The following is a 15,668-nucleotide window of genomic DNA, read 5'->3' on the forward strand; positions in this document are numbered from 1 at the left end:
AGCGCCTGATAGACTCCCCACGACGTCCCTCGCCAGTGAGCTCGTATCATGCTTCACGTGCTGTTCAGCGTTTACCTGAAGATGCTGGTGCTCTATAGCCCGTTCTTCGTGCTGTCCTGTTTTATCAGCCTGACCCGTGGGTATTCGCGCAAGGAGCAACGGCGCCTGGCCTGGAAGGTTGCGGTGGCAACCCTGGTTTCAAGCGTTTTGCTGTATTTGTTCGGGCGAGTGATTTTCGATGTGTTCGGCATCACCGTGGATGCGTTTCGCATCGGCGCCGGCAGCGTGCTGTTCATTTCGGCGCTGGGCATGGCCCAGGGCAAACCGGCGGTGCAGGCTGACAATGTGCAGCAGGACGTGACCATTGTGCCGCTGACCATTCCGTTGACGGTGGGCCCCGGCACCATCGGCGCACTGCTGGTGATGGGCGTCAGCCAGCCGCACTGGGACGATAAACTCACCGCGATCATGAGTATTGCGTTGGCAAGTTTCACGGTGGGCGTGGTGCTGTATTTGTCGAACCGTATCGAACGGATTCTCGGTGACCAGGGCTTGCAGATTGTCAGCCGTTTGATGGGGTTGTTTGTCTGCGCGCTGGCGGCGCAGATCATCTTTACCGGTGTGAAGGGCTATCTGGTGCCCTGAGCGCTGGCACAGCGCAACGCCGAAACCAAACGCCGCAAACGGAAACGTTCGCGGCGTTTTGCCGAGCAGTGCACGAGACCTCAGCGCAGCGCTTGCACCACCGCTGCCAGGCTGGCGATCGATTCATCGCCGCGCACGGTTGCAAAGGCCTTCAGCCCGTCAGCCAGTGCGAAGATGAATTTTTCACCGGCGATGCCGACGGCCATTTCCAGTGAGTCCTGCGCAGTAAAGTTGCGCACGATCAGACTGCGCCCGGTGTCCGGATCGGTGAGAACCACATTGGCTTCGACCCGCGACAGCAGCCAGTGCCCGCACGCCTCCAAACCCAGATCCAGCAGGCAGGGTTCTGTCGTTGCCGCCGCGCCGGGACGCCGCACATCGACCACGATGCACGCCAGACGCTGCCAGTCCTCTTGCGAAATCCGGTAACCGACCGTTTGCGCACCGTAGGTCAGCAGCAGCGTGTCGATGCCTTCGGGCAGCAATGTCGAGACCTCTGTGAGGTCATCGCCCACCTCTAGTGCCATGACCTCTTCGTCGCGATGCGTATAACTTTCCGGCAGCCAGACGTGTTCTTTCGGATCTGCGCTGAAAATCAATTGATCGGCCGGATCGAACAGCAGCGGAGATTCAGCCCCGCGCGTGCCGAGGAAAACCGCCCACTGCCCGTCGCTGCGACCCGAGAGAACGAACAGATGATCAAGCTCCGCAACGTAGTAGGCGTAGCGGTCAGCAAAGCGCTCGACTTGCAGGACCGGCGCGTGATCATGCCCGCTCAGCAGGGTTCTCAAGCGTGCGCGCAATTGCTCCTCAGTCTGCTCAGGCATCGACGACCAACGGTTTTCCACGCCGATGATCCTGGCAGGCTGGTTATCCAGCAACTGCAGGTTCACGCCGTCGCGGGTTTGCGCGATCAATGCTTCGCCCTGTCGTTGCACTTGAGTAAAAGCCCATTGCGGCCAGACCTTCTGCGCCTTGACCAATTGCCCGGAATCGAGCAGTCGATGACCCGACGCGAAAGCCCCGCGCAGCGCTTCGATGTTGACCAGCGGCTGGCGATAAAGCTGCCCCGCTGTCACATCGAGCAACCAGACCGCGTCTCTGTCAGGCGTCAGACCGAGTAGCGATAATTCCCTGGCGTGACCGAGATCGGCCAGCGCGACTTTCTCCTCGATGCACCACGCGGCCAGGAAAACATCACCGCTGACACCGCTCAGGCCAATGATCGGGAATGGCGACGCTTTGTATTCTTTGGCCAGCGCAGGTAGCGCACTCAGCCAGTCAGGATTGCGGCCAAGCCAATGCTGACCCACTCCCGCGAATCTGAGGATGCCGGGGTTATCCTTGCGGTCGCGCCATTGTTCGTCGCTCCTGATAGTGAGAGGAGGTATCCCGTATTCAAGTGCAACCGCATCCGGTATAGAGGCAGCAGGAGGCACGTCGAGAATGTCGATCTCGTACAGTCGACCGTCAGCCTTGGTGGCGATGTAGTGTTTGTCGGTCTGGGTAATCTCGACCACATCGCGTTCGATGACCACGTTCTCGAAATAGCCGACACGGGGTTCGATACCGCGACTGATGGTCTGGTCTTGTTTGCTGTAGAAGAGCACCGCAGTGTTTTGCAGGTCCGACGGGGTCAGGATCTGCATGTCCTCGGGCCAGCCAAGGTCATGCTCGGCCTGGCAACGCTTGCCCGTCCTTATGTTGATCCAGGCCCGGTCCCACAACCGCGATCCTGCATAGCCTTCGACGACTATGAACGGCGCATAGGACCATTCGCTGACTTGCGCAGTGTTGCCCGCCGTTGCATCCTCAAAGGGGACATCAATGTATCGAAGTGCTGCTTGCGGCTGGAAACTATAGTTCTCTGACGAGAACCTGACTTTGCAGCCGGTCAGCTCAACAGCCTGCTCGGTTATCCGGTATTCAACGGTGGTCACGCCATAGAGATCGCTCCCTGCAAGCTTTTGCGAGACATGCAACGTGCCATCGGCAGACTGCCGGCATTCGACAATGGTTGATCCTTCCCGCGGATTCTTCAAACGGTAGCGCTGCACGACAGTTCCGGTGAGCACGTCGACCCGCCAGACGGTTGCACGGTCCGGATGATAGAACCATGCATGGCGTGGGCTCACGCCTCCCAACATCAAGCCCTCATTGATGTCCTTGGGCAGATTGCGCGCATACAGCAACCGATCCCTTGCCGTGTCGTAATAAGCCGTGGTGAAGACCGGCTGACTCGCTGAATTGAACGGCACCCGGAATTTGAGCAACGGCACATAAGCCGGGATCGATCGCTTGTTTTTCACCTGGTCGCGCAGGTAGAGCAGAACGGATGAGGGGATTGCGCTGGGCGTCTGGCCCGCAGAACCGACCTGAGCCGACGCTTTTTCCGAGTCTTTTGCATAGTCGAGCGTGATGGCGACAAGGTGCAGGCTGCGGCTCAGCCAGTCGATCCGGAACAGCCCTTCGGTCAGTTCGATAAAACCATCGAATTTGTTCAGCGCGATACCATCAACCCGAAGTTCCGGCGCGCTATCGATGCTTTGCGCTGGCTTTTCAACGAAACGGATTTGCGCCACCCGCACCCAGAGCGCCTGCACCGTCCAGGTGACTTGTTCCCAGCCGTGTGCCTGGTCAAAGTTCACGGCCACCAGGCCTGGCGTGAGGCGGATATGGTATTGCCCTTGCGGCGCGATCACCTCGTAAGAAATCTTTGCCTTCCACTCCGGCGGCAAATCCGGAACCACCAACTGGCGTACTGGCTCGGCCAATTGCACCTTGACGGTCGTGGGCATATAGCCCGGGAACAGTTTGTAAAGTATTTGTGGGAGATTCGGCGTGCTGAACAGATAGAACACCCGGTTGCCGTGGGCGTCGTATTCCAGTTGTTGCGCCAGCCTGTCGTGCAACTGCGGATAGCGGGTGACAGAAAGAGGTGGGTACCCGGCGCTGCCCAGCTGATATTCATAGCCGTAATAGCAAATTGGCGAACATGGCAGCACGACAGCTTCGGGCAAAGCGCCCCAGACGCTGCCGACTGCGGGGCACTGGAATGCACGGGGGATATTGATCGAGTTGTGTCGGTTAGCCGGATCGCTGTCGAACTTCGGTGACTCCAGTGGACCGCCCTTCCAGGGATAAAACTTCTGCCCATCGAACTTGACGCTTCTGTTCAGCAGGTTTAGCTCGGTGATCACCGCTTGAGGCGGAAACTGCAGGACTGATCCGCTGGACTCGTAGGAAAGTTGGTAAGCGTAATAAATTTCGGACAGCAGCCTGCCAATGCCCGCAGCCTTGTCCATGATCTGCCCCAGATTGCTGGCGATGGCGGTCGCACCAATGCCGATACCCAGCAGCGGTATCGACAACGATGCCGCCACCGCACCCACTGCTCCGCCCACAGCCAGTGCGGCCACATCCAGGCCCAGTGCGGCCACGTTGAAAGCCAGCGACGTGGAAAACCGCGAACGCTGCTCGTGATTTTCGGCCAGCGCCAGGTTGTAGATATCGAAGCCGATATTGGCAACGGAAAAGGCTACGCCGATACTCGTAGCGGCACGCGCCGCCAGCCGCCCGGCCAGAGAAGCCTGGCGCAACGCTTGCTCCCCGGACACCACCTGACGCACCAACCGGCCGATCTGCACCACGTCGCTGGCAACGCCAAACCCCAGTTGCGCATAACCGACGTACACCTGAACCTGAAGGGCGACCGCCAAGGCCGGCGGGCCGTCACTGCCCTGATAATCGCGAAGACGCATTTCAGTGATCAACGCCTGGATCGCAAAGGCAAAACTCAAGCGGCTGCCACCGTCGGCCTCCCCCGCGCCCCCTGGCTTACCCGCCACGGCGTTGATCAGTTGACCGAGGTGTTTTTTTAAACGGCTGAATCGCGCGTCTCGGGTCACGACCTCAAGGGTATTGAGCGGGTTGCGCGAGTCGACCAGTGTCACGCTGTAGCCGCCATCATCTGCAACCTTGACGGTCTCAAGCAGAGGCAGATATTCCGGCCCGACGGCGTGTTCGCTGCGCAATTGCCGGGTGGCCTGATCAAACTCGCCGGCCCAATAGCGCGCATCCAGTTGCGCCAGGCTCTGGCCCATCCGCGAGTTACCGTCAAGCGAGCGCGTCCGTGCGACAGCCTGCTTCTCCCACACGGTCGTGGTTTGCAGGTCCGTGGCGGGAGTGCTCTGCAGGAACCGGTCAACCCGCAGGTTCGACGACAGGACTTTTTCGGCAATCGCCGTGGTGTTCAGCTCGATCACATTGAATGACGGATTGCTCGCATCGGCCAGTCCATAAAGCCTGGCGATTTCATTCTGATTAGCGCCGAGGCTGGCCTGCATGCCTTGTTGCAGTTGCTCGACCGAGGTAAATCCATAGAGCGCAAAATTAGGGTCGTACACGCGATAAACCGTGGCGTCTGCCAGTATGACTTTAGCCACCAGCAGCGCGTGATTGCCGGTGTCGAGCAGCAGAACGGCCGGCGCCGCCTTACCTTCCAGCGTCTGCGTGACGCTGTGCAAATCCTGGGTGCCGCGGGGTTGGCCGATGTCATCGAACGCGGTGGTCTGCAGCTCATCCAGCGCCAGCAGCAGCGCGCGCGCATCGGCGTCGTCCGGCATCAGGCTGGCATTCGCCACCCGGCCGATCACTGCGCGTTCGGCGGAATCACCGGCGGTCAGTGCCGCGGCCATCAGCAAGGCCAGCGGATAACAACGCCGGCCCGGATCTCCAGAGGTCATCATCAACAGGTCCTGGGGCACCTGCCGCGCGGAAACGGCACCGGCCTTGAACAGGGCTTCACGCACCTGCCCGCCGCGCTTGAAAATTTGCCGGTGGTATTCGCGCTGCGCGGTGCGGTTGATCTGCCCGATGCGCTCCCCCCACTGCTGCACGGTGAGCGGTTCATTCAAGGCACGCACCTTCAGCTCTCGTGCCGTTTGCGTAGCGGACGCCAGACCTCGGGCAAGCCCGGCCTCGAACATCGGTGATTTGCCCTGACGGAGGAGGCTTTCGATGGCGTTGTAGCGGGCGAACAAGCCGCCGGTTTCGGTGCGCCGGGCGAGGTCCACGGCCGCTTGCCAGACGCCGGCAAAACCTGCGGCATCCAGACTGTCGGCCGCGAATATTGCGCCGAGCATGACACGCTGCCGCGGGCTGAGGTGTTGCTCGGTCAGTTTGCCTCCCGCCATTTGGGTGAGCAGTTCGTTGACATTGCTCGCGGTCTCGGCACCATGAGAAACCGGCAGCTCGCCTTGCGGTTGCGCGAGGATCTGCTCACGAACATCGAAGCCGATGGAAATGGCTTTATCAAAGCGGATATCGCCACTCAGCTTCTCGGTCATGGCGTGAATGAAAGGCTCACCCAACTGATCCGTCAGTTGTTGCAGCACCGTTGTCAGCAGCACCGGTTTGCCTTCGATGACGGGCCAGCCTTGTTTAAAGATGAGGGTCTGCTGCTTCAACAACTCTGCCAACTGACCGGCATAGCGAGACTTGAGTTTGCCGGCTTGCCATTTTTCCTGCTCGTTGACCAGCCATTGATCTTCGTCGGCATTGACAGTCCAGCCAGATATCAACTCCTCTTCGGTCTGAACGTTATAACCATCAGCCAGCCTCAAGTGTTCTTGAATGTAGACTTCATCGCGCGGCAGAAGATGGGTTTCTATAAAGTTCTTTGCGCCAGTAATCGCCGCACCAGGTCCCGTAAGAGCGATAGTGCCTCGTGCGCCAATGCGAATGCCGTCACGGTAGTAACCGATAATCGCCTCGCCCAACTTGCCGAGAAACTGCTGCCGTGTATAGGTAAGTTGCGCTTTCTCGATTTTCTCGCTCATCACCTTTTCTATAACGTCGAGCATTCCATCGGTCTGCGACCAATCAACCGCTGACGCGGTAGCCAAATGTTGCACAGCATCGAGGCAATCATAATTAAACCGGACCAACTCCATCACAGCGAGCGTCATGCCGCTTTGCGGCTGCGCCAATAGATGAGCATTCATTTCTCTATCAAATTGAGTACCCATACGCAAACCATGGGCAGGACTGAACACATCAACCGGCGCGACAAATATCTGTTCGATGCCTGGTTTACCACGGGCAAAAGCAAGAAGCGCATCTTTGTCCCTGCTAGGCAAGGTATCCGTTCGATCGGCATAGCGCAGACGATCACGACCCGGCATCAATGTCTCATCGTGGTTAAGTAAAAGCTGCAATAGACCAAGTCGCTGTTTCTCGTCATACCCACTGATATCAACATCGCCAGGTTTTTCAGCCAGCGGCGGCAAGTAATCCATGTCACTGTAACGACCGCCCTCCAGATACAAGGCTTGCAACCGCACAACATCGCTCGCCGCCGCAAAGTTGCCGCGCATGGCCACTTCGCGTTGATAGACATCGGCTAAAAAATGCCCGGGGAATTCGTGACGGACATCGCGTAGCAGCAAGTCGTTACCGATCATCGCCTGATGAGTCTGCAAACACTGCTGGCGGAAGGCTTCAAGGGTTGCCCGGTCTTTGCCGTAAGCGCGCACCATCAAATCAATCCGGGCCTGGTCTGCCTTGCCTTGCCAGCGGGGGTGCTGCAAGTAGGCAAACATCTGCTGTTTCAATACCCGTGCGCGGTCTTCGATCATTTGCGACAGCACATCTGCCCGGCTCACCTTATCCCCTCCGGACTCCATCGCATGGGCTCGCGCGCTATCATGAATCACCCGATTCATTTCAAAAGCCAGCAACGCATCGCTGTCATACCAGAGGTTGAACCGGTAACCCTGAGGTTCCAGCAGCCGGCGCCAGATGTTCATGTAATCGCGCTGGATAGCGCCCACTTGACTGCCGCCAACCCAGACGAAATGCATGATTTTTGGCACTGGCCGGGGGGCGTCAGCGAGAATATCCAGCGTTGCAGACAGGCGAGCAATGGAGTCCTGCAATTCGCTTCGCACTTTATTGACCGCCGGCGGCACGGGCGATGTCATGCGCGATAACAATAACTCGAGGCTCTCCCGAAACAGGCTGAGCGCCCGAAGTTTATCGGCCATGGTTATTGGCTGAGACAAACTTTCAAACAGCGCAGTCAGCGACCTGTACTCGACAGTGTCAGCAAACGCCTGGAATTCCTTTTTCAGCGCCGAGTAATCCTCTATCGAAAAAGTATTGAACTGCTGCACATCCGTGCTTTTAACCGCCATGAACTTCGCCCTTGATCTGAATTAAAGTCCGGACCAAGTTATTGCGCCATCAACCACATTTCAAACAGCAAACGACTCAATTGATTACGTGAGAAACACGTTACAACAACTGCGCCAGTTCAACGAACGATCTTGCAACTTATGTGCATTGCGGATTATTTCCAGAACAAAAGAAAACGCGTTCAAGAGCGGAACGCGGCTTCAATTTGAAGACTGGCACGCAAGCGGGACATTCGACTGGATGTCACGCCACGGTTACTTGCTTACAAATTGCCTTGGGCGCACGGTTCAGGAAACCGGCTTCTCACCGTACCAACGCGGCGTATACACCCATTCGCCGCCCCCGGCGCGAGCGAACGTGCAAGTCGTCGACGAGCCAATCAGCACCATGGTGCGCATGTCCACCTGTTCCGGTGTCAATGCGCCCAACGTGGTGGTGCGCAAGGTCTGCCCCGGACGACCGATGTCGCGTCCCAACACCACCGGTGTTTCCGGCCGGCGGTGCTGCGCGACGATCTCCAGTGCCCGACCCAATTGCCACGGACGGGCACGGGAGATCGGGTTGTAGAACGCCAGGGCCAAATCTGCCTCGGCGGCCAGGTCCAGGCGTTTCTCGATGATCGACCACGGTTTGAGGTTGTCCGACAGCGACATCACACAGAAGTCGTGGCCCAGTGGCGCGCCGGCCTGTGCCGCGGTCGCGAGCGACGCGGACACACCCGGCAGAATCTCCAGATCGACACGGTGCCAGGCGGGGTCGTCCGATTCATGCAGCGCTTCGAGCACCGCCGCGGCCATGGCGAACACGCCCGGGTCACCGGACGACACCACGATCACCGAGCGCCCTTCGGCAGCCAGCCTGAAGGCGTGGCGGGCGCGCTGCATTTCTTCGCGGTTGTCGGTGCAGTGCTGCACCTGATCGTCGCGGAACGGGCCGGCCATGCGCACGTAGGTTTCATAACCGAGCACGTCGGTGGCACGGGCCAGTTCGGCCTTCACCGCCGGCACCATCAGCTCGGCGGCACCGGGGCCCAGGCCAATCACCGCGAGACGACCGCGTGGACGGCCGATTCGCGACACGTCCAGCGGTTGCTCGGCAATCGCCACCGCGACATTTTCAATGCCAATCACGTTCGCTTCAGGCACTGCGACACGCGCTAATGCCTGAAGATCGCTTTGCGCCGCGACGAAGCGCAGCGGCACGCCCAGTTCAAGCGCAGCCTGGTGCACGTTCGCCGAAGCCATGTCGGTATCGGCCGCCACCAGGCAGGCCAGTGCCGGCACGGCGACATTCGCCTGCTGCAACGCAGTGCGAACAGCGTTCGGCAGGTTCGCCACTTCAGCACTCACCGCCACCGCGACACTGCGCGGGTAGATCAGCAGTTCGTTGGCACTCGCCTCACGTTCGGCGCTGCCGACATGGATCGAGCGCTGCGCCTGTGGATCCTGCGGCAACTGCGCCTGATCCAGCCACGGCGCCGCGCCCTCGATGCGCACGCTGTGTCCGGCCAGCAGGTCCGAGACAAAGCGCTTGCCCGACTCCAGATCCGCTAGCGCATAACCGCTCGGCGGATTGAGCAGGCAGGTGCCGAAGCGCAACTCACCGCTGGTGGTGATCGCCGGCGCGACTTGCAGCGCGGCCGCGATATCACGCGCCATGACGTTGACCCCGCCCAGTCCGCCGAGCAACGGCACCACCGCGCTGCCGTCTTCGGCTACCGCCAGCACTGCGGGTTCGGCGCCCTTCTCCAGCAGCAGCGGCGCCAGCGTGCGGATGACGATGCCCGCCGCACACAGGGCAATGATCGGCGTGTCCTGCTGATACAACGTGCGCAGGGTCGCGCCGAATTCCTGATACGAGCAATCGGCGCCGTCGACCCGCCCGGCGAGGCCGTGGATCTGCGCCGCAGGATAGACCTGCTGGATGCGTCGCGCCGTGGCGAGACTGCCCTGGCCGAGAATGACGATGGCGGGAGTCGATTGGCTCATCAACCTTGCCACCGTTCGCCCGGGACAATGATCAGCGAGAAGTACGGCGACGACATCGGCTCGACCTGGTCCAGCGGCACGATCTTCTGATTGGCCATGGTCGCGCGCTCGACGTACAACGCACGTTCGGCCAGACCCAGTTCTTCAAGCACCTGACGTACTTTGGGGAAATTGCGCCCCAGCTTCATGATCACGGCAGCATCGGCACCGGCCAGACGACGTTTCAGGTCTTCGTGTGGCAGCACGCCGGACAGCACCGACAGGCTCTGATTGCGATACACCAGCGGCGCACCGAGCACCGAAGCACCACCGAGCATCGAGCATACGCCGGGCACCACCTGCGCCTCGTAACGTGTGGCGAGGCGGTCGTGCAGATACATATAGGAACCGTAGAAAAACGGGTCGCCTTCGCAAATCACCGCCACATCGCGGCCAGCGTCCAGATGCGCAGCCACGGTCTCGGCCGCTTCGTCGTAGAAATCGCTGATCACTTGTTCGTAAGACAGCGGCGCCGGCAGCGCTTCGGTGGTCACCGGGTACACCAGCGGCAGCAGGTTCTGCGCATCCTGCAGGTGCGCTTCGATGATGCCGAAGGCGTTGCCCTTTTTGCCCTTGGCAACGAAGTACGCCACCACCGGCGATTCGCGCAGCAGGCGCAAGGCTTTGACCGTAATCAGTTCCGGATCACCGGGACCGACACCCAGGCCAATCAAACGTCCTTTTGCCTGCATCATTCGATCTCCGTGGCGAGGGCATTGACGGCGGCGGCGGCCATGGCGCTACCGCCCAGACGCCCCTGCATGATCACGAACGGCACGCCACGGCTGTCGGCAGCCAGTGCCGCTTTCGACTCGGCGGCACCGACAAAACCCACCGGAAAACCGAGAATCAGCGCCGGTTTCGGTGCGCCGGCATCGAGCATTTCCAGCAAATAGAACAGCGCGGTCGGCGCATTGCCGATCACCACCACGCTGCCCTCCAGGTGCGGGCGCCACAGCTCCAGCGCCGCTGCCGAGCGGGTGTTGCCCAGCTCGCGAGCCAGTTCCGGCACGCTGTCATCGCGCAACGTGCAGATCACCTGATTATTGGCCGGCAGTCGCGTACGGGTCACGCCTTCGGAAACCATCCGCGCATCACACAGAATCGGCGCACCGGCGGCCAACGCAGCGCGCCCGGCCTGGCCCGCGCCCTCGGAGAATTGCAGACCGTCGACGGCCTCGACCATGCCGCAGGCGTGGATCACTCGCACCGCGAGTTTTTCCAGATCGGCAGGGATGCGCGCCAGATTGGCCTCGCGGCGAATGATCGCGAAGGAGTTGCGATAGATCTCCTGACCGTCGCGGATGTAATCAAGCATCAAGGGGGCTCCGGGAGCGGGCGTCGAGCAAAGCCGCGGCCGCTTCAATAGTAAGATTGCGTGCGTGCAACGCGCCGAAACCGGGCGCGTCTGCATTGCGAAAATAGAGGTCGTAATGACCGGGGGTCACCGCCAGCAACGTCGCCGGCGCGCAGTGCGCCGCGGCGCAGGAGCGTGAGCAGCCCGAGAGGTGCACGCTGAGCCCCGCCGGTAGCCGAGACGCCAGTTGGCGAGCATCCTGTTTGGTGTTGGCCAGGCCTTTGCCGCAGCCATCGGCGCCGGTGCAGGCAATCACGCGTGCCAGCGGTTCGGCTGAATCGATCAACAGACCCAGCGCCTGCAATTGATCCAGCACATTGGCGGTATCGGTCGCCTGCACGTTTGGCACCAGCAGGCTTTGCCACGGTGTGAAACGCAGGCTGCCGTCGCCGAACTGACGAGCCAGTTGCGCCACGCCGCGCAGCATCGCCGGATCGAGTCGCCCCAGTGGCGGCACCGCGCCGACGTAGCACCGACCCTGCGCGTTTTGCTGATGCGCGCCGATGTGCAGCGCGTCTGCCGAAGTCGAGCGCTGCCAGTTGCTGAGCGCTTTGACTGGCACCCGCTCGCGCAACTGTTCAAGGAACGCGAGCCTGGGTAATTCGTCGAGCAGATGGCGCAGGCGCGTCTGCTCTGGCCGGGCCATGTCGAGGAACAATTCGAGCACGGCGACCACCAGCGCGTGGCCGTTATCCAGCGCCACCGCGCCCAGTGCGCGATCCGTCGGGCAACCGGCCAGACCAAACGCCCACAGGACTTCGCCCTCACGCTCGAACGCCGACAGCCACAGATCATGGGGATGTTCGAGCATCGCCAGCGCTTCACCGCCGTCCAGTTGCACGGCGAACTTGGCGCTCAGCTCATGGAAGCGCGGATGGCTTTGCAAGGTGTCGAGGATTTGCTCCGCGAGCGGGCGCGTGTCGATACGCATCTGGCGATCGACCCCGGCCGTGGGGCTGAGCATCAGATTGCGCACATCGTCGCCGGCAGCGTTCTTTGGCCCTAGGCCCGCGGCGAGCAAACTGGCGATCAGTGCTGCCGATTGCTCACCGATCCCGCGAATCTGCAGATTGCCGCGATTGGTCGCTTCGATCGCCCCGCCCGCAAACTGCTCGGCGGCGGCAGCCACGGCCTCGGCTTGAGCGGCGCTGATCGAACCGCCATCGAGCTTGATCCGGCAGATGCCGCCGTCCAGTGCCTGGACGATACGCAGCAACCCCGGGCAGGCCGAGGGGCGTAAGGTGGTGGACATCGGGCGTTCGTTCAAGGGGCTGACCGGTTGTGTGGCGAAGGCGCTTCGCGGACGAAGGCGCGGTATTATGCCTGCTTTGTCCGGCGGCATGAAAAGTCTGCCCGTCGGAACGGCATGTTTAGAGGAATATAAATGTCACCCTGGCTGACGATCGTGGGAATCGGTGAAGACGGCTTCAAGGGCCTGGGCAAAAACGCCCGGCGCGCCCTGCTGGGCGCCTCGCGGATCGTCGGCGGCCAGCGCCAGCTGGATTTGCTGCCGCTGTGCATCCGTGGCGAACGGCAGTTGTGGCCGAGCCCGTTTTCCCTCGCGCCGTTGCTGGAATCGCGCGGCGCGCCGGTCTGCGTGCTGGCCAGCGGGGACCCGATGTTCTACGGCGTCGGCGCCAGCCTGGCGCGTCAGGTGCCGAGCGATGAGATGCTGATTCTGCCGGCCCCCTCGTCCTGCTCGCTGGCCGCGGCGCGGCTTGGCTGGCCGTTGCAGGAGGTGACGATTGTGTCGCTGGTGGCGCGTCCGCTGGCGGCGCTCAATGCACAACTGTTCAGTGGCGTGCGTCTGTTGCTGCTGAGCAATGACGGCAGCACCCCGGCGGCCGTTGCGCAGTTGTTGCGTGACCGCGGCTTCGGTGCCAGTCGCATGAGCGTTCTGGAGCATCTGGGCGGCGATGCCGAGCGACGCTTCGATGCCACAGCCAACCAGTGGACGGACATGCCGATTGCCGACCTCAATGTGGTCGCGATCGAGTGCCTGGCCGACACCTGTGCCCCGCAATTGTCGCGCCTCGCCGGCCTGCCCGACTCGGCCTTCCACCATGACGGCCAATTGACCAAGCGTGACGTGCGCGCCATCACCCTCGCCCGTCTTGCGCCCACTCCCAGTGAACTGCTCTGGGACGTCGGCGCCGGCTGTGGCTCGATCGGTATCGAATGGATGCGCGCCCACCCTGCCTGCCGGGCACTGGCTATCGAGGCCGACGAAGGCCGCCAGCAACTGATTGAACACAACCGCGATGCGCTGGGCGTGCCCGGCCTGCAACTGGTTCGCGGCAAAGCCCCGCACGCGCTGGCCGGACTGGAGCGCCCGGATGCCATTTTCATCGGCGGTGGCGTGACCCGTGAAGGCGTGTTCGAGACTTGCTGGGAACAACTCAAGCCCGGCGGCCGCATGGTCGCCAACGCAGTGACCCTGCAAAGCGAAATGGCCTTGATGCGCTGGCGCGAGCAATACGGCGGCGAACTGACGCGCGTTCATGTCGCCCAGGCGCAGCCGCTTGGCGAGTTCGACACCTGGCGCCAGGCATTGCCGATCACCCTGCTCGATCTGGTCAAACCCCTTGATGCGTGACGAAACCGCCGAACAACCCGCGCCCCTGCGCAGTGGCCTGACCACCGGCAGCTGCGCCACGGCCACCAGCCTCGCGGCCGCGCGCCTGCTGCTCACCGGCGTGGGCGCCGATGCAGTGCACATCACTCTGCCCAAGGGCAAGCAGGTGCAAATGCGCCTGGAGTTTTGTCGCCTGAGCGAGGACGGCGCCGAGGCCGGCACGATCAAGGATGCCGGCGATGACCCCGACGTCACCCACGGCGCCCTGCTCTATTCGCAGGTGCGGCTGAGCGCCGAGCCGGGGATTCGCTTCAACGCGGGCGTCGGTGTCGGCACAGTGACCCGACCGGGTCTGGTGCTGGGCGTCGGCGAACCGGCGATCAACCCGGTGCCGCGCAAAATGATCGGCGACCATCTGGCCTTGCTGGCTGCTGAAACCGGCTACGGCGGCGGCTTCGATGTCACGGTCAACGTCGAGGGCGGCGAAGAGCTGGCGCTGAAAACCATGAATCCGCGCCTGGGCATTCTTGGCGGCTTATCGATCCTCGGCACCAGTGGCATCGTCCGGCCTTTTTCCTGCGCGGCCTACATCGCCTCGATCCATCAGGGCATCGACGTGGCGAAAACCAACGGTTACCTGCACATCGCCGCCTGCACCGGCAACGCCAGCGAAGACACCATGCGCCGGGTCTACAACCTGCCGGAAATCGCCTTGATCGAAATGGGCGACTTCGTCGGCGCGGTGCTCAAGCACTTGCGCAAGGTGCCTGTGGATAAACTCAGCCTGTGCGGCGGCTTCGGCAAAATCAGCAAACTGGCGGCCGGGCATATGGACCTGCACTCGCGGCATTCGAGCATCGATTTGCCGCAACTGGCGCAGTGGGCGGCGGCGATTGGCGCGGACGCAGCGTTGCAACAAAGCATTCGTGAGGCCAATACCAGTCAGCAAGCCTTGGCCATGGCCAGTGCGGCGGGAATCGCGTTGGGTGATGAGGTGTGTCGCCATGCCTTGAACTTCGCCCGCAGCGTGGTGCCGGCGCAGGTGCAAGTCGAGGTGTTTGCAATCGATCGCCAGGGTGGGATTGTCGGGCATGCCGGAGGTTTTGCATGAAGCGCATTTTGCTGCTGGGCGGTGTCACTGAAGCGCTGGCGATCGCTCGCACACTCGGCCCTGAGCACATTTACAGCCTCGCCGGTATCGGCCGCGTGCCAACCGATCTGGTCTGTCAGGTTCGGGTCGGCGGCTATGGCGGCGTCGAAGGCCAGGCGCAATTCATTGCCAACGAGGGCATTAACCTGCTGCTCGACGCCACCCATCCCTACGCCGCACAAATCAGCGCCAACGCCGCCCGCGCGGCGCAACTCACCGGTATCCCCTGCTGGGCCTTGCGCCGCCCGGCGTGGCAACCGCAAGCGGGCGATGACTGGCGCGAGGTGGCCGACTGGGCCGAACTGATCGCCGCCCTCGCACCGTTCCAGCGACCGCTGTTCACCCTCGGCCGCGAACCGCTGCAACACCTCGATCAAATCCCCGCCCACCAGTTCTGGACCCTGCGTGCCCTCGACGTCTACCCGGGCAACGCACGTTGCGAAGTCATCGGCGCACGCGGGCCGTTTCTGCTGGAGGACGAGCGAGCACTGTTTGAACGCCGGCAGATCGATGTGCTGATCAGCAAGAACAGCGGCAGCACCGCGACCGAGCCGAAGCTGGACGTGGCACGCGAGCGCGGGGTGCCGGTGCTGGTGTTGAAGCGGCCGGGGTTGCCGCGGGTTGATCGGGAATTTCTGTCGCTTCAAGAAACACTTGCCGCGTTGGCGGCGATCCTCTCATGAGGCAAGATCCGCAGCTTGCATGACAAGTAACCTA

Annotated in this window: 9 protein-coding genes; 4 read left to right on the forward strand and 5 right to left on the reverse strand. The window is 61.8% G+C overall.

Annotated features, from left to right (window positions below):
- The first annotated feature begins 48 nt into the window (after window positions 1–48).
- A complete protein-coding gene (locus HU739_RS14485; protein WP_025111770.1) occupies window positions 49–645 on the forward strand; it encodes a MarC family protein in 597 nt (198 codons plus the stop codon).
- An 80-nt stretch (window positions 646–725) separates the two neighbouring features.
- Here HU739_RS14485 and HU739_RS14490 read toward each other — a convergent pair whose 3' ends face one another.
- The 5 genes from HU739_RS14490 to cobG all read right to left on the reverse strand — a co-directional run bounded on the left by HU739_RS14490 (window position 726) and on the right by cobG (window position 12,478).
- Window positions 726–7,691 carry a TcdA/TcdB pore-forming domain-containing protein gene (locus HU739_RS14490; protein ID WP_225922735.1) on the reverse strand — a complete coding sequence of 2,322 codons (6,966 nt, stop codon included), beginning with the start codon at window positions 7,689–7,691 and terminating at the stop codon, window positions 726–728.
- A 438-nt stretch (window positions 7,692–8,129) separates the two neighbouring features.
- Window positions 8,130–9,830 carry a precorrin-3B C(17)-methyltransferase gene (gene cobJ / locus HU739_RS14495; RefSeq protein WP_186547505.1) on the reverse strand — a complete coding sequence of 567 codons (1,701 nt, stop codon included), beginning with the start codon at window positions 9,828–9,830 and terminating at the stop codon, window positions 8,130–8,132.
- The gene (locus HU739_RS14500; RefSeq protein WP_407681929.1) at window positions 9,830–10,564 is read right to left on the reverse strand and encodes a precorrin-2 C(20)-methyltransferase; all 735 of its coding nucleotides are present in this window, start codon (window positions 10,562–10,564) and stop codon (window positions 9,830–9,832) included. Before HU739_RS14500 ends, cobJ begins: the two co-directional genes overlap by 1 nt.
- Window positions 10,561–11,187, reverse strand: a complete 627-nt coding sequence (locus HU739_RS14505; RefSeq protein WP_186547507.1) for a precorrin-8X methylmutase — start codon at window positions 11,185–11,187, stop codon at window positions 10,561–10,563. Before HU739_RS14505 ends, HU739_RS14500 begins: the two co-directional genes overlap by 4 nt.
- The gene (gene cobG / locus HU739_RS14510) at window positions 11,180–12,478 is read right to left on the reverse strand and encodes a precorrin-3B synthase (protein WP_275970754.1); all 1,299 of its coding nucleotides are present in this window, start codon (window positions 12,476–12,478) and stop codon (window positions 11,180–11,182) included. The genes HU739_RS14505 and cobG overlap by 8 nt, the downstream gene beginning before the upstream one ends.
- A 132-nt stretch (window positions 12,479–12,610) precedes the next feature.
- Here cobG and cbiE point away from each other — a divergent pair, with 132 nt between their 5' ends.
- The 3 genes from cbiE to HU739_RS14525 are packed head-to-tail and all read left to right on the forward strand — an operon-like array spanning window position 12,611 to window position 15,634.
- Complete coding sequence (gene cbiE, locus HU739_RS14515) at window positions 12,611–13,822, forward strand: precorrin-6y C5,15-methyltransferase (decarboxylating) subunit CbiE (RefSeq protein WP_186547512.1); 1,212 nt, start codon at window positions 12,611–12,613, stop codon at window positions 13,820–13,822.
- Window positions 13,815–14,912, forward strand: coding sequence for a cobalt-precorrin-5B (C(1))-methyltransferase (locus HU739_RS14520; protein WP_186547514.1), 1,098 nt, complete (start codon window positions 13,815–13,817; stop codon window positions 14,910–14,912). Before cbiE ends, HU739_RS14520 begins: the two co-directional genes overlap by 8 nt.
- Complete coding sequence (locus HU739_RS14525) at window positions 14,909–15,634, forward strand: cobalt-precorrin-6A reductase (RefSeq protein WP_186547516.1); 726 nt, start codon at window positions 14,909–14,911, stop codon at window positions 15,632–15,634. The genes HU739_RS14520 and HU739_RS14525 overlap by 4 nt, the downstream gene beginning before the upstream one ends.
- Window positions 15,635–15,668 lie beyond the last annotated feature (34 nt).

Source organism: Pseudomonas hamedanensis (assembly GCF_014268595.2).
Lineage (GTDB): Bacteria > Pseudomonadota > Gammaproteobacteria > Pseudomonadales > Pseudomonadaceae > Aquipseudomonas > Aquipseudomonas hamedanensis.